General features: G+C 69.1%; 18 protein-coding genes. 7 read left to right on the forward strand and 11 right to left on the reverse strand.

The window, feature by feature from the left end:
• Positions 1-3: 3 nt before the first annotated feature.
• The 3 genes from GTO19_RS03310 to GTO19_RS03320 are packed head-to-tail and all read right to left on the reverse strand — an operon-like array spanning position 4 to position 2,497.
• On the reverse strand, positions 4-1,038 hold the full coding sequence (locus GTO19_RS03310; RefSeq protein ID WP_291018576.1) for a FecR family protein: 1,035 nt from the start codon (positions 1,036-1,038) through the stop codon (positions 4-6).
• Positions 1,039-1,051: 13 nt separating this feature from the next.
• A complete protein-coding gene (locus tag GTO19_RS03315) occupies positions 1,052-1,528 on the reverse strand; it encodes a sigma-70 family RNA polymerase sigma factor (RefSeq protein ID WP_291018579.1) in 477 nt (158 codons plus the stop codon).
• Between the two features lie 45 nt (positions 1,529-1,573).
• Complete coding sequence (locus GTO19_RS03320; RefSeq protein ID WP_291018582.1) at positions 1,574-2,497, reverse strand: LysR family transcriptional regulator; 924 nt, start codon at positions 2,495-2,497, stop codon at positions 1,574-1,576.
• A gap of 157 nt (positions 2,498-2,654) precedes the next feature.
• Here GTO19_RS03320 and GTO19_RS03325 point away from each other — a divergent pair, with 157 nt between their 5' ends.
• From GTO19_RS03325 to GTO19_RS03335, 3 genes are all read left to right on the forward strand, one after another.
• Complete coding sequence (locus GTO19_RS03325) at positions 2,655-4,391, forward strand: carboxylesterase family protein (RefSeq protein WP_291018585.1); 1,737 nt, start codon at positions 2,655-2,657, stop codon at positions 4,389-4,391.
• A 123-nt stretch (positions 4,392-4,514) separates the two neighbouring features.
• A complete protein-coding gene (locus GTO19_RS03330) occupies positions 4,515-4,769 on the forward strand; it encodes a type II toxin-antitoxin system HicA family toxin (RefSeq protein WP_291018681.1) in 255 nt (84 codons plus the stop codon).
• Positions 4,766-5,098 carry a type II toxin-antitoxin system HicB family antitoxin gene (locus GTO19_RS03335; protein WP_291018587.1) on the forward strand — a complete coding sequence of 111 codons (333 nt, stop codon included), beginning with the start codon at positions 4,766-4,768 and terminating at the stop codon, positions 5,096-5,098. The genes GTO19_RS03330 and GTO19_RS03335 overlap by 4 nt, the downstream gene beginning before the upstream one ends.
• Positions 5,099-5,108: 10 nt before the next feature.
• Here the strand turns inward: GTO19_RS03335 and GTO19_RS03340 are convergent, their stop codons facing one another.
• Together GTO19_RS03340 and GTO19_RS03345 are read right to left on the reverse strand one after the other, a co-directional pair.
• Complete coding sequence (locus tag GTO19_RS03340) at positions 5,109-8,264, reverse strand: efflux RND transporter permease subunit (RefSeq protein ID WP_291018590.1); 3,156 nt, start codon at positions 8,262-8,264, stop codon at positions 5,109-5,111.
• An 8-nt stretch (positions 8,265-8,272) separates the two neighbouring features.
• Positions 8,273-9,364, reverse strand: a complete 1,092-nt coding sequence (locus GTO19_RS03345; protein ID WP_291018593.1) for an efflux RND transporter periplasmic adaptor subunit — start codon at positions 9,362-9,364, stop codon at positions 8,273-8,275.
• A 24-nt stretch (positions 9,365-9,388) separates the two neighbouring features.
• Here GTO19_RS03345 and hpnC point away from each other — a divergent pair, with 24 nt between their 5' ends.
• Both hpnC and GTO19_RS03355 read left to right on the forward strand, forming a co-directional pair.
• Positions 9,389-10,390 carry a squalene synthase HpnC gene (hpnC, locus tag GTO19_RS03350; RefSeq protein ID WP_291018596.1) on the forward strand — a complete coding sequence of 334 codons (1,002 nt, stop codon included), beginning with the start codon at positions 9,389-9,391 and terminating at the stop codon, positions 10,388-10,390.
• Positions 10,391-10,526: 136 nt separating this feature from the next.
• A complete protein-coding gene (locus GTO19_RS03355; RefSeq protein WP_291018599.1) occupies positions 10,527-11,285 on the forward strand; it encodes an SDR family oxidoreductase in 759 nt (252 codons plus the stop codon).
• A gap of 13 nt (positions 11,286-11,298) precedes the next feature.
• Here GTO19_RS03355 and GTO19_RS03360 read toward each other — a convergent pair whose 3' ends face one another.
• A complete protein-coding gene (locus tag GTO19_RS03360; RefSeq protein ID WP_291018602.1) occupies positions 11,299-12,210 on the reverse strand; it encodes a LysR family transcriptional regulator in 912 nt (303 codons plus the stop codon).
• A gap of 113 nt (positions 12,211-12,323) precedes the next feature.
• On the opposite strand from GTO19_RS03360, the gene GTO19_RS03365 reads away from it, so the two are divergent.
• On the forward strand, positions 12,324-13,199 hold the full coding sequence (locus GTO19_RS03365; protein ID WP_291018605.1) for a pirin family protein: 876 nt from the start codon (positions 12,324-12,326) through the stop codon (positions 13,197-13,199).
• A gap of 48 nt (positions 13,200-13,247) precedes the next feature.
• On the opposite strand, the gene GTO19_RS03370 is transcribed toward GTO19_RS03365, so the two are convergent.
• From GTO19_RS03370 to GTO19_RS03390, 5 genes are read right to left on the reverse strand one after another with little or no spacing between them, the layout of a single operon-like run.
• The gene (locus tag GTO19_RS03370; protein ID WP_291018608.1) at positions 13,248-14,171 is read right to left on the reverse strand and encodes a DMT family transporter; all 924 of its coding nucleotides are present in this window, start codon (positions 14,169-14,171) and stop codon (positions 13,248-13,250) included.
• A gap of 58 nt (positions 14,172-14,229) precedes the next feature.
• Positions 14,230-14,712 (reverse strand): 2OG-Fe(II) oxygenase, encoded by a 483-nt coding sequence (locus GTO19_RS03375; RefSeq protein ID WP_291018611.1) that lies wholly within the window; start codon positions 14,710-14,712, stop codon positions 14,230-14,232.
• Positions 14,696-16,030: a fatty acid desaturase gene (locus tag GTO19_RS03380; RefSeq protein ID WP_291018614.1), complete on the reverse strand. Its 1,335-nt coding sequence runs from the start codon at positions 16,028-16,030 to the stop codon at positions 14,696-14,698. Before GTO19_RS03380 ends, GTO19_RS03375 begins: the two co-directional genes overlap by 17 nt.
• Before the next feature lie 13 nt (positions 16,031-16,043).
• Positions 16,044-17,234: a hypothetical protein gene (locus GTO19_RS03385; RefSeq protein WP_291018615.1), complete on the reverse strand. Its 1,191-nt coding sequence runs from the start codon at positions 17,232-17,234 to the stop codon at positions 16,044-16,046.
• A 7-nt stretch (positions 17,235-17,241) separates the two neighbouring features.
• A complete protein-coding gene (locus tag GTO19_RS03390; RefSeq protein ID WP_291018616.1) occupies positions 17,242-18,003 on the reverse strand; it encodes an SDR family NAD(P)-dependent oxidoreductase in 762 nt (253 codons plus the stop codon).
• Positions 18,004-18,149: 146 nt separating this feature from the next.
• Here GTO19_RS03390 and GTO19_RS03395 point away from each other — a divergent pair, with 146 nt between their 5' ends.
• Positions 18,150-19,586 carry a PLP-dependent aminotransferase family protein gene (locus GTO19_RS03395; protein WP_291018617.1) on the forward strand — a complete coding sequence of 479 codons (1,437 nt, stop codon included), beginning with the start codon at positions 18,150-18,152 and terminating at the stop codon, positions 19,584-19,586.
• Positions 19,587-19,600 lie beyond the last annotated feature (14 nt).

The raw sequence follows: 19,600 nt of genomic DNA on the forward strand, positions 1-19,600 counted from the left end.
TTTTCAGCGGCGCGCGAGGATGCGCACGCTGCCATCTGCCACGCGCTCGGTGCGCACCGGCAGGATGCCCGGCAGGGCCTCGACGAAAGCCTTGGGCGAGCGCACCGGAAAGCTGCCCGTGAGGCGCAGGCGCTGCAGCGCGGGCTCGTCGGCCAGGTGCAACGGCGCGTTCAGGTAGTCGTTCCAGCGGGCCACGGCCTCGGGCAGCGGGGTGTTGTCGAACACCAGCCAGCCTTGGCGCCAGGCGCCCACCTGGGCGGCCTGCACGCCGTGCACGGGCGCCAGGGCGCCGTCTTGCGTGAGTACGGCCTGGCCAGCCTCCAGCACGGTCTGCGCCGGATCGCCCAGCGTCGCGGGCACGCCGCCCGCCGGCAGGGCACCGGCCCACACCGCCACCCGGCCCTCCGCGACGGCCACACGCATGCGGTCGTGGCGCGCCTCCACCGTGAACACGGTGCCCAGCACGCGCACGCGGCCGAAGGGCGTCACCACCACGAAGGGGCGGCTGGCGTCGCTGGCCACGCTGAAGCGCGCCTCGCCCTCGTCCAGCCAGGCCTCGCGGCGGTCGCGGTACAGGGCGATGCTCAGGCGCGTGCGCGCGTCCACGGCCAGGCCACTGCCGTCGGGCAGCGTGGTGGTGCGGATCTGCCCGCGTTCGGTGCCGAGCGCGAGTTCGTGCAGCGGCTGGCGCCAGTGCCAGCGCGCCAGGACGCCGGTGCCCGCCAGCAGCGCGCCCAGGCCCAGCACCGACAAGGCCTTGCGCCGGCCATTGCGCAGGCGCTCCTGCTGCGGGGGTGGCACGGGCACGTCACCGCGCAGGGCGTCGGCGCAGGTCGCGTCCCAGCCGGCGCGCGCGGCGCCGTAGGCGATCTCGTGATCCGGGTGGGCGGCGCGCCATCGGGCCAGGGTCTCGCGGGCGGTGTCGGCGGTGTGGGCGTCGCCGCCGTTCATGCGCGCGATCAGCAGCAGCGCGTGTTCCAGCTGAGCGCGCGGCGAGGCTGGCATCGGGCCGGTGGAGGGCGCGCGGGCGTTCGGCATGGTCGGCTCGTGTTCAGGCGGCGTAGGTGCTGGCCAGGTCCATCAGGTCGCACACCGCGCGCACCACGTGCTTTTCGATCGCGTCGACGCTCACGCCCTGGTGCTCGGCCGCCTGGGCGTGCGAGTAGCCGTAAACGCGCACGAGGATGAAGGCCTCGCGGCGGCGGCTGGGCAGCCGGGCCAGGCGCAACGCCAATCGGGAAAGCTGCTGCCGCGCGCTGGCCACGCGGTCGGCCGCCGGCGCCTCGTCGCGGAGCAACAGACCCAGCGTGTCCAGCATCCCGGCCTCCACCCGGCGGCGGCGCGCCTCATCGATGACGATGTTCTTGCCCGTGCGGTACAGCAGCGCGCGCATGTCCTGCACCAACGCGTGCGTCTGCATGCCCAGCACGCGGGCATAACTCTCCTGCACCACGTCGGCCGCGGCGTCCCGACTCTGCAAGGCGCGCGAGAAGTAGTTCAGCAGTTCGGCGTAGTAGTGGGTGGCCACAGGATGCGGGCGAGATGGCCTCGTCGCAAATGAGATTTATTCTCATTATGGAGCATTTCTCCGGTTCGCTGCCGCCGCCCACGCCCTGGCGTGTCCAAGCGCGAAGCGCACAAAGCTCTCCACGGCCGGGGACACCGACGGGCGCTCGCGCACGAACATCGCGGCCCGCCAGTTCACCTGCGGTTGCTTCAAGGGCCGGAACACCAGGCCGAAGCCCTGCACGAGGCGTTCGGTCAAGGCGGGGCTCACCACCGCGCCGGCGCCCACCCGCAGCATGGAGAGCGCGGTGTTGACCCGGTGAACGGGCTGGATGCGGCGCGGGTGGTGGCGTGGCGGCACGTGGCTCAGCACGTGCGTGGCGAAGTTGGGCATGTAGTTGATCAGCGGCGCGTCGCGCAGGGCCTTCCAGCTCACCGCTTCCAGCCGGCTCAAGGGATCGTCGGGGTTCAGGGCCACGCACATCGGGTCGGGCCACAGGGGATGCTCCCGCACCCGGTCGTCTCCCATGACGCCAGCCGGCCCGAACCCGACATCGGCACTGCCCTGCTGCAAGCCAGCCAGCACCTGCTCGATGGGCACGTCTTCGAAGCAGACCTCGATGCCGGGCTGTGCCGCCTGGTAGCGCGCGATGAGCTCGGGCATGAGCGTGCACGACAAGGGCTCCGGCGCCGCCACGCGCACGACACCCCGGCGCAGCTCCTTGAGGTCAGACAGGCTGTCGAGGGCTTCGTCCAAGGTGGCCAGCACGCGCCGCGACATCGGCTCGAACGACTGCCCCACGCTGGACAGCGAGACGCTGCGCGTGTTGCGGTCGAGCAGGCGCACGCCCACCCGGTCCTCCAGCTCACGGATCAGTCCACTGAGCGCGGCCTGCGAGAGGTTCATCGCCCGGGCCGCCTCGGAAAAACTGCCCGCGTCCACCACCGCGAGGAAGGCGTTCAGCTGGCGCAGCGTGACATGCATGCTCATGACGGACTCCTCGGCAATGGCTCGGGCGACTTATCGGCAAAAGCGATAGGTTGCTCGAAAAATGCCATTTGTCCGATAGGGTGAGTCCCACTATCGTGCGCCCACCGCCACCCGCGGCGATCGGGTGCGGGCGCCCATCCACTACGAGGAGACACCCATGTCGAGACTGCGCGCGTCCGCGCTGTGCCTGTTGCTGGCCGGCCTTGCCGGCTGCGCCGCCATGCAGGGCGGCACGACCATCACCCAGCGCAACACCACCCACGGCCCCGTGCTCGGTGTCGACGACAGCCAGGCCACGGGCACCTACCACTGGAAAGGCATTCCCTTCGCCGCGCCCCCCGTGGGCGAACGTCGCTGGCGGGCACCGGCCGACCCGGTCGCCTGGCGCACGCTGCGTCCGGCGACGGCCTTCGCCCCCGCCTGCGTGCAGACGGGCCGGCTCTACGGCCCCGGTCTGAACAACCGCTACGACGCCACCATCGGCAGCACCCTGGGCCAGACGCTGGGCTCGGAGGACTGCCTGTACCTCAACATCTGGCAACCCGCCGCCGCGTCGAGCCGGCCGCGGCCCGTCATCGTGTGGGTGCATGGCGGCAGCAACATCACGGGCTACGCGGCCGACCCGGTGTACGACGGCGCGGCGCTGGCCCGCACGGCCGACGCGGTGGTGGTGTCCGTGCAGTACCGGCTGGGCATCTTCGGCTTCCTCGACCTGGACGCGCTCAAGACCGGCCAGGCCGACGAGGACTCGGGCAATTTCGCCCTGCTCGACATCGTGAAGGCCCTGGGTTTCGTGCAGTCGAACATCGCGCAGTTCGGCGGCGACCCGGCGCAGGTGACGCTGATGGGCGAGTCCGCCGGCGCGGTCAACGTCTATGCCCTGCTGGCCTCGCCCATGCTGGCCCAGCGCGAACCCAAGCTGTTCCACCGCGTGATCGCCTTGAGCGGCGGCATTTCCTCGGCCGCCACCTTGCCGCCCGGTTCGATCGCGGGCGTTCTGCCACGGTCCGTGTGGCGGCAGCGCGGCCAGGGCTTGCTGGAGCATTCGCTGATCGCCGACGGCAGCGCCAAGGACGAGGCGGCGGCCAAGGCGGCAGTGTCCTCGCGCCGCCCCGAGGATTGGGCGACATACCTGCGCGCCCGATCGGCCGACGAGCTCCTGACGACGGTGCAGAAGCGCCTGGTGCCCGCGCGGCTGTCCGGCTCCAACCCCATCCCCGACGGCCACGTGGTGGCGACCGACCCGATCGCGGCCATTCGCGCGGGGCGCTATGTGAAGGGGCCGGTACTGGCGGGCAACACCCGCGACGAAACCAAGCTCTTTCCCACCTTGCTGGCCATCCGCCATTCGCTCGGCGGCGTGAGCGGTCGCCTGATCGACGACGCGGCCGTTTTTCGCATCGCCCACACCTACGACCCGGAGGCGGCGCCCACCACGCGCATCGAGGACTGGATTCCGCAGAGCCTGCTGCCGACGGACGCGCCGGGCACCGGCTTCGACGCCCGCAGCCGCGAGCTGGACCGCATCTGGTTCGGCGCCATCCGCGACGACGTGCTCGGCGCCCTGCGCTCGCAGCAGCCGCAGGTGTGGCACTACCGCTTCGACTGGGACGAGTTGCCCGTGCCTTTCGACCGGATCTTCGGCGCGGCGCACGCCTTCGACCTGCCCTTCGTCTTCGGCAACTTCGGCCCCTCGCTGTTCGCCAACATCTCGTTCACCCGGGCCAACCGGCCCGGGCGCGAGGCGCTGTCGACAGCGATGATGAAGTCGGTGGGCGCGTTCGCCCACCATGGCGACCCGAACCACCCTGGCCTGGGCACCGCCTGGCCGCAATGGCCCGCCAGCCTGGTGTTCGATGCGGATTTGCAGCGCGCGCGGCTGGGAGTGAAGTAGCGCGCGATCGCTTCACACCTGCCGTGCGGCCTGGCGGCAAGCACGGCCAGCTTCGAATACCCTGTCGGAGTACAGGGCCTGAGCGGCGTATAAAGTACCAATTTTTGGTACCATTTGATCAACGTGAAGCGCAGCCACGAACGCACGCTGAAGCAGCTTTGGGCCCATCCGGTCAGCGCGAACCTCGCGTGGAAGGACATCGAAGCGCTGTTTCGAGCCTTGGGTGCCGATGTATCGGAACGAGAAGGCAGCCGGGTGGCCGTGGTGCTCTTTGGCGAAGTGAAGGTGTTTCATCGGCCCCATCCTTCGCCGCACACAGACAAGGGAGCGGTTGCCAGCGTCAGGCGCTGGCTGGAACAACACGGAGTCAAAGCATGAACGTCATGACCGTTGATGGCTATCAGGCCCGCATCGAGTACGACGCTGAATCCGACCAGTTTCGCGGCGAGATCCTCGGGCTCAACGGCGGCGCCGACTTTTTTGGCCGCAACCCGAAAGAACTGCGGGCGGAGTTCCGAAAATCCCTCGCCGTGTTCCTTGAAGTGTGCCGAGAGAAGGGCATCGAGCCCCGGCGCAGCTACTCGGGCAGGTTCAACCTGCGCATACCGGCCGAACTGCACGAGCGCCTGGCCATCGTGGCGCAGGCCGAGGGCAAGAGCATCAACACGGTGGCGCAGGAGGCATTGCAGCAAAGGCTCGCCGCCTGAACCCCGGCCCTCAATTGCCCTGCGGCCGCTTCACCCGGAACCACGCCGCGTACATCGCCGGCAAGGCCAGCAGCGTCAGCACCGTCGCCACGATCAGGCCGCCCATGATGGCCACCGCCATCGGCCCCCAGAAGACGCTGCGCGACAGCGGGATCATCGCCAGCACCGCCGCGGCGGCCGTCAGCACGATGGGCCGCATGCGGCGCACGGCGGCTTCCACGATGGCGTCCCAGGCCGGCACACCGCGCGCGCGGTCCTGCTCGATCTGGTCGATGAGGATGACCGAGTTGCGCTGGATCATGCCCATGAGGGCGATGACGCCCAGCAGCGCGACGAAGCCGAAGGGCCGGTCGAGCAGCAGCAGCGCGCCGGCCACGCCGGCCATGCCCATGGGGCCGGTCAGGAACACCAGCATCGAGCGGCTGAAGCTCTGCAGCTGCACCATGAGCAGCGTGAACACGATGAACAGCATCAGCGGCACGCCGACCGCGATGGAGGCCGAGCCCTTGCTGCTCTCCTCCACCGCGCCGGCCACCTCGATGCGGTAGCCGGTGAGGCCTTCGCTCAGCCAGCGGCGCTGGATCTGATCGAGCTGCGGCTGCAACTGGGCGGTGACGGTGGCACCCTGCAGGCCCTCCACCACGTCGCTCTGCACGGTGATGGCGAACTCGCGGTTCTCGCGCCACATCACGCCCGGCTCCCAGCCGAAGTTCACGCGCACCACCTGCAGCAGCGGGATGGACTGGCCGCTGGCCGTGGGCAGGTACGCATTGGCCAGGTCGGTGATGGCGTCGCGCTCGTCCAGCGGCTGGCGCAGCACGATGTCGATGAGTTCGTCGCCCTCGCGGTACTGGCCCACGGTGCTGCCTACCAGGATGGTGCGCGCCGCCTGCGCGATGCTGGCGCTGGTGACGCCGAGCGCGCGCGCCTTGGCCTGGTCCACCTCCAGGCGGATCTGCTTGACGGCCTCGTTCCAGTTGTCGTTCACGCCGCGCGCGTTGGGGTTCTGCGCCATGGTGCGCTTGACCTCGTCGGCCAGGCCGCGCAGCACCACGGGGTCGTCGCCCACCACGCGAAACTGCACCGGATACGGCACCGGAGGCCCGTTGGGCAGCAGCTTCACACGTCCGCGCACCTCGGGAAATTCGGTGGCCAGCACGGCGGGCAGTGCCTTGCGGATGCGCTCGCGTTCCTTCACGCTGCCGGGCAGCACGATGAACTGCGCCACGTTGCTCTGAGGAAAGATCTGGTCGAGCGGCAGGTAGAAGCGCGGCACGCCCGAGCCCACCCAGGTGGACACGGCCTTCACGCCGGGCTCTTTCATGAAGCGCTGCTCGACGCGGCCCGCCACCTCGTCCATGGCGCGGATGCTGCTGCCTTCGGGCAGCCAGATGTCCACGAGGATCTCGGGCCGGCTCGAATCGGGGAAGAACTGCTGCTGCACCTTGCCCATGCCCGCCAGGCCGAGCACGAAGGTGAGGATGGTGGCACCGATGGTGATCCAGCGGTGCTGCACGCACCAGTCCACCGTGCGGCGAAAGCGCACGTAGAAGGGCCCGTCGAAGACCTCGTGCGGCTCACCCTCCACCCTGGGCTTGATCTTCAGCAGCTTCACGCCCAGGTAGGGCACGAACATCACCGCCACCACCCAGGAGATGAGCAGCGCGATGACGGTGACCGCGAAGATGGCGAAGGTGTATTCGCCGGTGGTGGAGTTGGCCAGGCCGATGGGCAGAAACCCCGCCGCCGTGATGAGCGTGCCCGTGAGCATGGGCATGGCGGTGGCGTCCCAGGTGAAGGTGGCCGCGCGCACCATGTCGTAGCCCTCCTCCAGCTTCCTCACCATCATCTCGACGGCGATGATGGCGTCGTCCACCAGCAGGCCCAGGGCGATGATGAGCGAGCCCAGCGAGATCTTGTGCAGGCCGATGCCGTAATGGTTCATCGCCAGGAAGGTGATGGCCAGCACCAGCGGGATGGTGATGAACACCACCAGACCTGGGCGCATGTCGAGCACGTAGCGGCGCAGGCCCTTGCCGCCGGGGCGCCGGTGCAGGCCCAGGGCCAGGAAACTCACCGCGAGCACGATCACCACGGCCTCGATCAGCACCTTCACGAACTCGTTGACCGAGGCGGCCACGGCAGAGGGCTGGTCCTGCACCTGCACCAGCCTCATGCCGGCGGGCAGCGTGCGCTCGATGCCGGCCACCGCGAGCTTCAGGGCCTCGCCGAGCGCGATGATGTCGCCCCCCTTGGCCATGGAGATGCCCAGCGCGATGCTGTCCTGCGCGTCGTGGCGCACCAGGATCTCGGGCGGGTCGATGGTGCCGCGCACGATGTCGGCGATGTCGCCGAGGCGGATGGTGCGCCCGCTGGCGGCGGAGCGGATGGGCATGGCGCGCAGGTCGTCCACCGAGTTGAAGCTGCCGTCCACGCGCACCTGCACCACGTCCAGCGGCGTCTGCACCGCGCCGGCCGAGGCCACGGCGTTCTGCTGGCCGAGTTGGTCGAGCACGGCGTTCAGGTCCAGCCCCAGCGTGGCCAGGCGCTTCTGCGAGACCTCCACATAGATCTTCTGGTCCTGCACACCGAAGAGCTCGACCTTGGCCACGTCGTTCACGCGCAGCAGTTGCTGGCGCACGGCCTCGGCCACATCCTTGCGTTCGGCGTCGGAGAAGCCTTCGCCCTGCAGCGCGTAGATGACGCCGTAGACATCGCCGAACTCGTCGTTGAAAAAGGGGCCCACCACGCCCTGCGGCAGTTCGCCGCGCATGTCGCCCACCTTCTTGCGCACCGTGTACCAGATGTCCTGCACCTCGGCCGGCGGTGACGAATCCGCGAGCTGGAAGATGATCAGCGCTTCACCGGGCTTGGCGTAGCTGCGGATCTTGTCGGCGTAGGGCACTTCCTGCAGGGTGCGCTCGATGCGGTCCACCACCTGCTCGGCCACCTGGGGCGCGGTGGCACCGGGCCAGAACACACGCACCACCATCGCGCGGAAGGTGAAGGGCGGGTCCTCGTCCTGCCCGAGCTGGAAGTACGAGGCGATGCCGAACAGCATCAGCACGATCATGAGGTAGCGCGTGAAGGCGGGGTGGTCCAGCGCCCAGCGCGAGAGATTGAAGCGCGAGAACGGGCCCGGCTTCGCGTCGGTGGTGTCCTGCATGGGCGGGCTCACTGCGCGACGAAGCGCGTGACCTTTTGACCGGCGCTGAGCACATGCCCACCGGCCGCCACCACCTCGTCACCGGGCTTCAATCCAGCCGCGATCACCACGCGGTTGCCGTCGGCACCCGCCACCTGCACAGGGCGCGGTTGCACGGTGCCGCTGGCCTCGTCGAACACCCAGACCACGCTGCCGCTGCGGTCGCCCTCGGCGGACTGCATCACCGCCGTGGTGGGCAGGGTGATCGCGGCCTGGCCGGTGAGCGGCGTGTCCAGCGTGACGTAGGCCGTGGCGCCCAGGGGCAGCTTCGCGTCGGCCGGCAGGGCCAGCTTCACCTGGTAGGTGCGCGTGGCCGGGTCGGCGCTGGCCGCCACCTCGCGCACGCTGGCCTTGAGGTCGGCGCGGCCATCGGCCTGGGCCCAGAGGCGCACGCGGGCCGGGGTGCCGGGCCGCACCTGCGCGAGCCGGTCCTCGGGCACGGCGATCACCACGTCGCGTTCGCCGTCCTGCGCCAGCACCACCACGGGGCCGCCGGCCTGCACCACCTGGCCGGGCTCGGCCTGCACCGCCGTCACCACGCCGGGCGCGTCGGCCAGGAGGCGCGCGTAGCCTGTCTGGTTGCCCTGAACGGCGCTTTGCGCCTGCGCCTGACGCAGCGTCGCCTCGGCGGCATCCAGCGTGGCTTGTCGACGGTCGATCTCGGCCTGGCTGACGAAGCCCTGGGCCAGCAGGCCCTTGAAGCGCTCCAGGTCGGCGCGCGCCAGATCGCGCTGGGTGAGCGCGGCGGTGGCGGCGGCCTGTGCGGCCTGGCCGGAGAGCGCCAGGTCCTGCGCGTCCAGGCGCGCCAGCAACTGGCCGGCTTTGACGCGCTGTCCCACCTCGGCCGGACGCTCCACCAGCTTGCCGCCGACGCGGAAACCCAGGCGCGATTCGACCCGGGCACGAACTTCGCCAGCGTACTCGCTGGCTGCGTTCAGGCTCGACGGCCCCACGGTGAGCAGCTTGACCGAGCGCACGGGCTCGGGCGCCGGTTCGGGGCGCGCGCAGGCGGCCAGCGCGGCCGCACTCGCGAGTACGCAGACAATCAGCGTCGTTCTCATCGGATTCCCTCGCGTTCGGGCCGGATGCGGCACCGCAAATTAATGACTGACCGGTTAGTAAGAGAAATTCTAGTGCAAACCCCCAGCGGTACCGACGCCACCCATCCCACGGACGGGGAGAAACCGCTGCCCGCCGTGGCGGCCGCGCCCGGCGAGGGCCTTCGCCCCGAGGCAGCCGCGGCCTTCGGTGCCGAGGTGGCGCACTACGAGAACTTCCCCGTGGCCAGCTGGCTGTGCCCCGCCCCGCTGCGCCCGGCTGTGGCCGCGCTCTACCGCTTCGCGCGCACGGCCGACGACATCGCCGACGAGGGCGAGGCCGACGCGCCCACGCGCCTGGCCGAACTGGCCGCCTACCGCGCCGCGCTGGACGCCGCCTTCGCCGGTCAGCCCGTGCCGCCGCGCTGGCAGGCCGTCTTCACGCCCCTGGCCGCCGCCCAACGCCGCCACGCCTGGCCCGTGGCCTTGCTGCACGAGCTCATCAGCGCCTTCGAGCAGGACGTGCGGTACACCGCCAGTGGCCACCGCTACGCGGACATGGCCGAGCTGCTCGGCTATTGCAAGTTGTCGGCCAACCCCGTGGGCCGGCTGCTGCTGCACCTGTGGGGCGTGAACGGTCACGCCGCGCTGGAGCGCAGCGACCGCATCTGCAGCGCCCTGCAGCTCATCAACTTCTGGCAGGACCTGAGCCGCGACCTGCCGCGCCAGCGCGTGTACCTGCCCGCCGACGTGCTGCGCCGCCACGGCGTGGCGGTGGAAGACTTCTTCCCCGGCACCGACGCCCACGACCGCCCGCGCCAGGCGGTGGTGGCCGAGCTGTGCGCGCACGCGCGCGGCCTCATGCAGATGGGCGCGCCGCTGGTGCACCAGGTGAATGGCCGCGCGGGCTGGGAATTGCGGCTGGTGGTGCAAGGCGGCCTGCGCGTGCTCGACCGCGTCGAGTCCATCCAGCACCGCAGTTGGGCGCAGCGCGTCACGGTGGACAAGGGCGACCTGCCCTTGCTGCTGTGGCGCGCGTTGTGGATGTAGCGCCGCCGCTCGTCGCCGCGCGCGGGGTGGCGTCACAGATCGGGGGCGTGCAGCGTCTTGTCAGGCAAGAGGGCGCCCACCGGCCGCTGTCGCATCCCGCGAGTCCTCGCCAACCCCATCTGACGAAGGACATCCCATGAAAGTCGTGATCATCGGAGGCACCGGCCTCATTGGCCAACAGGTCGGCGCGCTGCTGCGCGCGGGCGGACACGAGGTGCTGGCCGCCGCGCCGTCCACCGGCGTGAACACCCTGACGGGCGAAGGCCTGGCGCAGGCGCTGCAAGGCGCGCAGGTGGTGGTGGACGTGAGCAACTCGCCCTCCTTCGAGCCGGCGGCGGTGATGGGTTTCTTTCAGACCTCCACCCGCAACATCCTCGACGCCGCGCAGGCCGCCGGCGTGCGCCACCTCGTGGCCCTGTCGATCGTGGGCACCGACCGGCTGCCGGAGAGCGGCTATTTCCTCGCCAAGCTGGCGCAGGAACAGCTCATCCGCGCCAGCGCCCTGCCCCACACCATCGTGCGCGCCACGCAGTTCCACGAATTCCTCGGTGCCATCGCCGACGCCGCCACGCGCGAGGGCCGCGTGCACGCGCCCTCGGCCGGCATTCAGCCGATCGCCTCGGCCGACGTGGCCCTGGGCGTGGCGCGCGCCGCCACCGCCGAGCCCGCGAACGGCCTCACCGAGATCGCCGGCCCCGTGGCCTTCCGCATGGACGAGCTGCTGCGCGGCCTGCTGCAGCAGCGCGGCGATGCGCGCGAGGTGGTGACGGACGAGAGCGCGGGTTACTTCGGCGCGCCGCTGCAGGCCGATTCGCTGCTGCCCGGCGCTGGCGCCTGGCTGGCGCCGACCACGGTGCAGGCCTGGGCCGCGGCGCGGGCCACCGCCACCGCTTGAGGCGGCGCCGGGCTCAGTCCTCGCGCAGCGCGGCGAAGCGCTCGACCAGGTGGTCGATCAACAGCCGCACCGCCGGCAACTGCCCGCGCCGCGAGGCGAACACCACGTGGATGAGCTCGCGGCGCGGCGCCCAGCCGTCGAGCACAGGCACCAGTTCGCCTGGCCCGAACTCGGCCGTGAGCATCATGCGCGGCAACTGCACGATGCCCACGCCTGCCACCGCCGCCGCACGCAGCGCCAGCATGCCGCGCGTGACGTAGCGCGGCCGGTGCCGCACCTCGGCGCGCGCGCCGTTGGGGCCTTCCAGCACCCACTGGTGCACCTCCTGCGGCTGGCCCAGGTCCATGCTGGGAAAGCGCCCCAGGTCTCCGGGGCCTTGCGGTGCGCCCAGGCGTTCGATCAGCGCCGGGCTGGCCACCAGGCACTGGCTGCGCTCGGCCAGCACGCGCAGCGCGAGATCGCTGTCCTCCAGCGGCGGCGGGCGCACGCGCACCGCCAGGTCGAATCCTTCGGCCACCACGTCCACGCGGCGATTGGTTTCCTCCAGGTGCAGGTCGACGCGCGGGTAACGCGCCAGAAAGTCGCCGAGCATGGCGCCCATGCGCGTGGCCAGCAGCGCCACCGGACAGCTCATGCGCACCACACCGCGCGGTTCGCCGCGCGCCAGGGCGATCGACTCCTCCGCCGCTTCGGCCTCGGTCAGCATGGCGCGGCAGTGCTGGTAGTAGCCGCGCCCCGCCTCGGTGACGGAGAAGCTGCGCGTGGAACGCAGGATCAGCCGCGCGCCCAGGCGCTCTTCCAGCAGGGCGATGCGCCGGCTCAGGCGCGACTTGGGAATGCCGAGGGCCCGGCTCGCCGGGGCAAAGCCACCGTGCTCGACCACTTGGGCGAAGTAGGACAGGTCGTTGAGATCGGGCAGGGTCATTGTTCCACCTATAGAACAGTGAAGGCGGATTTTGCCGTCTATTCGGGAGATTGTTCCATGGATATGCTTCTGCCATTCCCCGTCCCACCGGGGTGACCCCTCAGGAGAAATCCATGCTCAAGCAGATCCAAGGTGTCTACAGCGCCCCCCGCCCCCACTGGGTGGGCGACGGTTTTCCGGTGCGTTCCCTGTTCAGCTACGGCGACCACGGCGCCCAGCTCAGCCCTTTCCTGCTGCTCGACTACGCCGGCCCGGCGCAGTTTCCGCCGGCCGAGCGTCCGCGCGGCGTCGGGGTGCACCCGCACCGCGGCTTCGAAACCGTGACCATCGTCTACGAGGGCGAGGTGGCGCACCGCGATTCCACCGGCGCGGGTGGCCTCATCGGCCCGGGTGACGTGCAGTGGATGACGGCGGCCTCGGGCATCCTGCACGAGGAATTCCACTCGCCCGGCTTCACGCGCACCGGTGGCGCCATGGAGATGGTGCAGTTGTGGGTGAACCTGCCCGCGCGCAGCAAGATGGAGCCGCCCGGGTACCAGAACATCCTCGACGCGCAGATCCCGAGCGTGGCCCTGCCTGGCGGCGCGGGCCGCGTGCGCGTGATCGCGGGCGCCTTCGACGGCCACAAGGGCCCGGCGCGTACGCACACGCCCATGGACGTGTGGGACCTGCGCCTGACCCAGGGCAAGACCGTGCGCCTGCCGCTGGTGAAAGGCCACACCGCCGCGCTGGTGGTGCTGGCGGGCACCGTGCTCGTCAACGGCGAGGCCGTGGCGCGCGAGGCGCAACTGGTGCAGTTCCAGCGCGACGGTGAGGCGCTGGAGATCGAAGCCAACAGCGACGCCAAGCTGCTGTTCCTGGGCGGGGAGCCGATCGAGGAGCCCGTGGTGGGCCACGGCCCGTTCGTGATGAACACGCGCGAGGAGATCGTGCAGGCCTTCCACGATTTCCAGAGCGGTCGGTTCGGGCGCATGGCGGTGAGCGCCTGAGGCAGGACAAGGCCCCCGCCATGGGCCTTGTCTGCCACCGGCGCGGGCTCAGCGCCGCGCGAGCGAGCGCTTGGACACCAGCACCAGCCCGATCACCGCCACGCAGATGCCGATGGCCAGTGGATCGAAGGCCTCGTTCATCAACACGATGGAGTAGGCGTAGGTGAAGAAGGGCTGCAGCAACTGCAACTGGCTGATGCGCTGGATGCCGCCGAGCGCGAGGGCGCGGTTCCAGGAGAAGAAGCCCAGCAGCGAGTTCACGAAGGCCAGGAAGGCCAGCGCGCCCCACTGCACCGAACCGAAGCCGCTGAAGCTGGCCGCGTCGAAGTTGAGCAGCGACAGCGGCATCAGCAGCGGCAGGTTCAGTACAAGCGCCCAGCACATCACCTCCCAGCCCTTCATCTCCTTGGACAAGGCGCCGCCCTGGGCATAGCCGAACCCGGCCAGCACCACGGCGCCAAACAAGGCGAGGTCACCCAGGTAAAAGCCACCGCCCATGTCGCTGCGCAGCGCGGCGAACACGGCCACCGCCACGAAGCCGGCCATGGAGGCCGCCCAGAACAGCAAAGGCGGCCGGTCCTTGGTGATGAGCGTGCCGAAGACCGCAGTGGACAGGGGTAAGGCCGCCAGCACCACCCCACCATGTCCCACGGGCACGTGCTGCATGCCGACCGCTGTGAGCACGGGGAAGCCGTACACCACCCCCAGGGACATCAGCAGCAGTCGCTTGATCTGGGAGAGGTTGGGCAGTGGCGAACGGGTCAGCCACACCACAGGCACCGCCGCCAGCGCGGCCAGCGCCGAACGAAACAGGCCGATCTGCATGGCGCTCAGGTGCCCTGCCAGGATCTTCGCGCACGGCAGGGTCAGGGCGAAAGCCGCCACCGACAGTATGCCCAGGAGGTAGGCCTGGGCTTCTGCGGAAGCGGTGGAATGGGGGCTTGAATCGGAAACGTAGGCGGACTGGTTCATGGGTGTGCTCTCTGGCAAAACATCGTGGCGCGCGGGCCTTGGCGCCCGCGCGATGGCATCAGATCTGCTTGTGGTGGTGATTCGGTTGTGACAGCGGTGACTTGCTCAGAAAGAACACAAGTGAGGTGCGACTGCCGCCGCGCACCGTGCGAACGCCATGGGGAATCTCGCAGCGGTTGATGAGGAAGTCGGCGTAGCCAGTTCGGATCTGATGCTCCCGGCCCTCGTGCTCGATGAAGAACTCTCCACCCTCGTACGCCTCGCCGAACTGGATGACGCACGAATAGCGATAGTCCAGGTTGCTGTGTGTGTCGATGTGCTTGCCGATGAAGCCGCCTTCACGCAACACGTTGGCCTGGCAGCGGCGGATGTAGAACTCCCCCTCCATCAATGCCGACAACAGCTCCCGGCAACGGCCCTGGTTGAGTCGCTCGATCACCTCCCGGCCGAGCGGGTCGTTGCGGAAGACGGGCGTCTGTTCCTTCTTGTCTTCCATGAAGCGGCCGACGTCGAGGTGGTTGTGTTCACCGACGTCGCCCACCCGTATCAGCTCTTTGGGGACGGCTTCGCAGGCTTGGCGCAGGCAGGCGATGTCCTGCTCCGAGAACAGTGTCCTGCCATCCAGTCGGGCGTAGGCCTTGGTCTCGAGATCGTGTCGGGCGGTATGGATGACGTCTTTCATGGTGGGTTCTTCGAAGGAGTGGAGGGGTGACAGCGCTAAAACGGAACGGGGCGGCATCGGCGTGGCACAGGTGGTCCCTGAGCATGCGCAGGCCCGCCAGGAAGCCCCAGACCTCGCGGACGGGACCAAAACGGCTCGCCTCGCGTTCGCAGGTGCGGCGCAGGTCCGCGATCGCGTGGTACGGCGCCAGGGGAAAGCGGTGATGGAAGTCGTGGTTGGGGAGGTCCTGCGGATAGACGTAGAGTCGCACCGGCACGTCGAACGCCAGCGCCGCGCCCCACCACCGGGCCCAGGCCAGCAAGCCACCACGCGGGAGGGGTCGACCCTGGAAGCGCCCCCAGGTGAGGCGGCCGTAGCCGCTGGCCGTACCGGTCTGCGCGTCGCGCGGCGCAAACCAGAGGTGTTCGGTGATCAGTTGCAGCCACAGGGAATGCGGCAGCAACAACAGCACCGGCAGCCAGAACAGCAGCAGGAAGCGGTCCAACCAGCCGTGCGCCAACGCCAGCCCCAGCGGCACGGCCAGCACCAGCAAGCGCCAGAGCCGCTCTGGCCAATCGGGCTCGATCAGCGTATGGAGGAATCCTTCGCGCAGTTGCCCTCGAATGAAGGACGGCGCGAAGGGGCGAAGCCAGACCCGAAGCCAGAACGCCCATTCAGGCATGCCGGGGCGCAAGCCATTGGCCGCGATAAAACACTGGTCGGGGTCGTCATCGGAGCACAGCACGCGCAAGTGGTGGTGCGTCTTCACGTGGCTGGCGTTGTAGGCGCGCCAGCTCTGGTAAAGAAACGGTGCGGTGAAGAGCACCGTGGCCACAAGCTGCGCCAACCCGCGATGGGGCATCGCGGCCCCATGCGTCATGTAGTGAAAGCAGGCCTGCAGACTGCGCCCCCGGTTCACCACGACCAGCCAGCAGGCCGCCACGCCGAGCACTGCAAGCATCGCGGATGTGCTTGACGCGGCGCGGTCGCCGATCCACAGCGCCAGACCGATCGCCACCCAGGACCCGAACAGGTGGGCCAGCGTGCGTGCGTTGGAGAGGGGCCGCATCGCATGCGCCCGTTCCGACGCATTGAGCACCCGGCCCTTGCCGGTGAGCCAGGTCCAGAAACGCTGGCCGAGCAGGCGGTCATAGTCCTGCCGCACATTGAAGCGCGGACCATAGGCCGAATACACCACGCGCGCGCCCACCTCAGTACACCCTCTTGAGGTAAAGCACGGGGATGCGCTGGTACAGCCAGTAGAACGGCATCATCCGGTTGTGATCGCCGCCGACCACGAGCGCGTGGGGAAAGTGGCGATGAAAAAGTCGCCCCATGGCCGCGTATTCGGCGCCCTGGCGCAGCAGGACGTCGGCGAGTTCGCTGCGCGAGCGGCCTTCGTGCCAGGCCTGGTACAGCGGCATGCGCGCGTCCAGCACCTGGGCCAGGTTCACGCGGGTGGGCATGAGCGCGTCGAAATCATCGCCGCTCAGAGAGTGGTGGGCCGCGTCGACCATTGCCTTCCAGGCCGCTTCACCGCCCGCGAGCTCGGCAATGAACACCGATGCCGCGGGCCGCTGCAGGGCCTGCAGGACGCGCCGCTGGCTGCGTTCGAGCTTGTCGCGGAACGAGCCGCGCGTTTCGCCCACCCGACTCACCGTGGCTTCGTCCATGCCCTCGAAATCGCCGGCCGCGATGACAATGCGCGAGCGGATGCCGTGCCGGGCGAGCAGGTCCTGCAAGCGGGGCAGCACCCCCACGACGCGCCCGGCGACCAGCCCAACGCCATCGCCCAGGCCATCAAAGGTGTAGCGAAAGCCGCCCTTGCAGGGCACGTAGCCGTAGTCCGGGCACACCGGCGATACCAAGGTGACTTCCTCACCGTTCAGGCCCTTGAGCAGCACATCGGCCACGGCGGCGATGAACTCGTCGTCGGGCAAATGGAAGGACAACGCCGCGAGCAGACGTTCCAGATCACGAACGAGCGCCTGTGGCATGCCGCGCAGCGAGGGGTAGCGAGCCATCAGGGCCGGTGTGGTGTGCGTGTGGCCGCGCACGCAGCAGGTCAGCAGCGTGAGCAGCGAAGGCCGCACGAAGTTGATGTACGGCTTGTCGAACAGCACCTGGGTTTTCCCACCGGTTTGCGTCACGCGCCAACCGAAACTGTCCGGGAAATGAGGTTTGATGGCCTGGTAGAAGGCCATGTACTTCGGCAGCCCCCCCATGGCCACGCCACCATGGAGGTGAAACAGCTCGAGGAAACGCGGAACGTCGTGCTGCAGGCCCAGGTGCTCCACCAGGGCCGCCGGCGGCGCATGGCCGCAGGCGATGGGTGCGAGCACGGCCTTGCTGAGCATCCGGTCGGTCAGCTTGCCTCGACGTGAGAAGGCACTCAGATGCATGGCGGCGTCACCGAAACGACAAAGCCTGGCGCGACGGCACGAGCTCGACCGCGTTGATGTTCGCGTGCAAGGGCTGGCTCAGTGCCCAGCAGATCGTGTCGGCCACGTCTTCTGCGGCCAGTGGCGTTACCGCCTGGGCCATGGCCGCCGGCGCGGGCTCGGTCCCGGTGCTGCCGGCCATGCGGACCGACTGGAACTCGGTGTCGGCCCGGCCGGGCGCCACGTTGGTCACGCGCACTCGCTCGGCCGCCAGCTCCGTGCGCAGGTTGGCGCCGAAGTGTTCGACGAAGGCCTTCGTGGCGGCGTAGACATGCCCTGTCACATAGGGATAGCGCGCCGCGATCGAGGTAACGTTCACGATGTGCCCCCGGGTACTGGCCTTGATGGAAGGCAGCAGGATCGACGTGTTGTTGAGCACTCCCAGGCAGTTGGTCATCACCATGGTGTGCATGGCATCGGCCGACAGGGTGTCGAAGGTGCCGGCACCGAGCATCAGCCCCGCGTTGTTGACCAGGGTGTCCACGGCGCAGAAGTCGACCGGCAAGGCGTGGTAGACGCGGCGCACCTGTTCGTGCGCCTGCACGTCGCAGGCCGCCACGTACAAGGGGGCGTGGGGCAGACTTTCCTTCAACTGGTGCAACCTGTCCCAGCGACGCCCCAACGCCACCACCCGATGGCCCAGGCCCAGCAGCTTGAGCACACAAGCCCGCCCGATGCCGGACGTGGCACCGGTGACCCACACCGTACGGGGCTGCTCGTTCAACACCATCGCGCCTCCTTCTCGTCGCAGCATGAGCGACGCGATCAACTGGGCGCGAACAATAAGACCTGGATCACAAATGACCCCTGCACAGTTCAACAACTAGCTGCCAAACTGTCACGGCAAATCTACAGAACAGTGGCGGGGAAAATCACGTGATAACGATCGACAGACGCCGTACCGAATCGCTTTCGGACCAGGTATGCGAGGGTTTGCTCAAGCTGATCGGCTCGCGACTGCTCGAGCGTGACCGGCTACCTTCAGTGCGGCAACTCGCCAGCACCATCCAGGTCAGCGCCTGGACGGTGAGCGAGGCCTACCAGCGCCTGCTGGCCCAGGGCGTGATCACCTCGCAGCCCGGCTCAGGTTATTTCGTCGCGCGGGCGGCGCGCTCGCGCGATGGCGAAGACCCACCGACCAGGCACTCCAGCCCGCTGCGGCCCGTCAACTCGGTGAATTTCGTTCGCAACGCGGTGGACCCGGGCAGCCATGCCATGCCCGTGGGCTCGGGCTTTCTTCCCCGAAGCTGGATGGACAAGGCCATCCCCGCGTCCGTGGTGGGCCGGCTGCTGCGCGAGCCGCTCATGACCACCCCGGCACCCACACACGGCCTGTTGGAGCTGCGCCGGCAACTGAGCACCAAGCTGTCGATGGCCGGCATCCATGCCCCCACCGAGCAGATCGTCACCACTTTCGGCGTGACGCACGCCATCCAGCTCATCTGCCGGCACTTGCTCAAGCCCGGCGACAGCGTGGTCATCGAGGACCCGAGTTACATGGTGCAGCAGACGCAGCTGCGCGACGCGGGCGCGCGCCTGTTCGCCGTGCCGCGGCGGCACGACGGCCCCGACCTGGAGGCACTGGAACGCATCGCAAGGGAGGTCCGCCCGCGCCTGGTGTTCACGCAAGGTGCCCTGCACAACCCCACGGGCACGACGTCGAGCCCGGCCAATTGCTATGGCCTGCTATCACTGGCAGAACGTCACGACTTCCTCCTGGTGGAGGACGACGCCTTCGGCGATCTGGCGCCCGATACGGCGCTTCGGCTGGCGGCTCTGGACGCCTTCCGGCGCGTGTTCTACGTCGGCAGCTTCACCAAGGTGCTCAGCCCGGCTGTGCGAGTGGGCTTCGTGGTCGGCCCACCCGGTCATGTGGAGGGCCTGATCGAACAGAAGGTCCTGGGGGTGCTTACGGGTTCATCCCTGCAGGAAAGCGTGGTGTCGCACACACTGCGCTCGGGTGGCTACGGCATGCACGTCAATCGTCTGCGACGCAAGTTGGCGAAATCGCATCACGCGTCGCGGCTGGCGCTGTCCCGGGCCGGTGTGCGCTTTGATCCCACCGCGTCACAAGGCCTGTTCCTGTGGGGCGAGGTGCCGGCGTCGGTAGACGTGGAGCGGATGCACCAGCAGGCGCATGAGGAAGGTATCCTGCTCACCCGCGGCTCCATCTTCTCCCCCACCGGCGCGTTCGAGCACCACCTGCGCTTCAACGTGGCGCACGCGGCCGATCCGCGCTTCCTGGAGTTCATTCAGCGTTTCACCGGCGGCTCCAGTCCGCGGCCAACGTCCCTGGGCGAGATGGGGCCGTGATCGCGTGAACGTCT

The sequence above is a fragment of the Hydrogenophaga sp. genome, assembly GCF_011772445.1.
Classification (GTDB): domain Bacteria; phylum Pseudomonadota; class Gammaproteobacteria; order Burkholderiales; family Burkholderiaceae_C; genus Hydrogenophaga.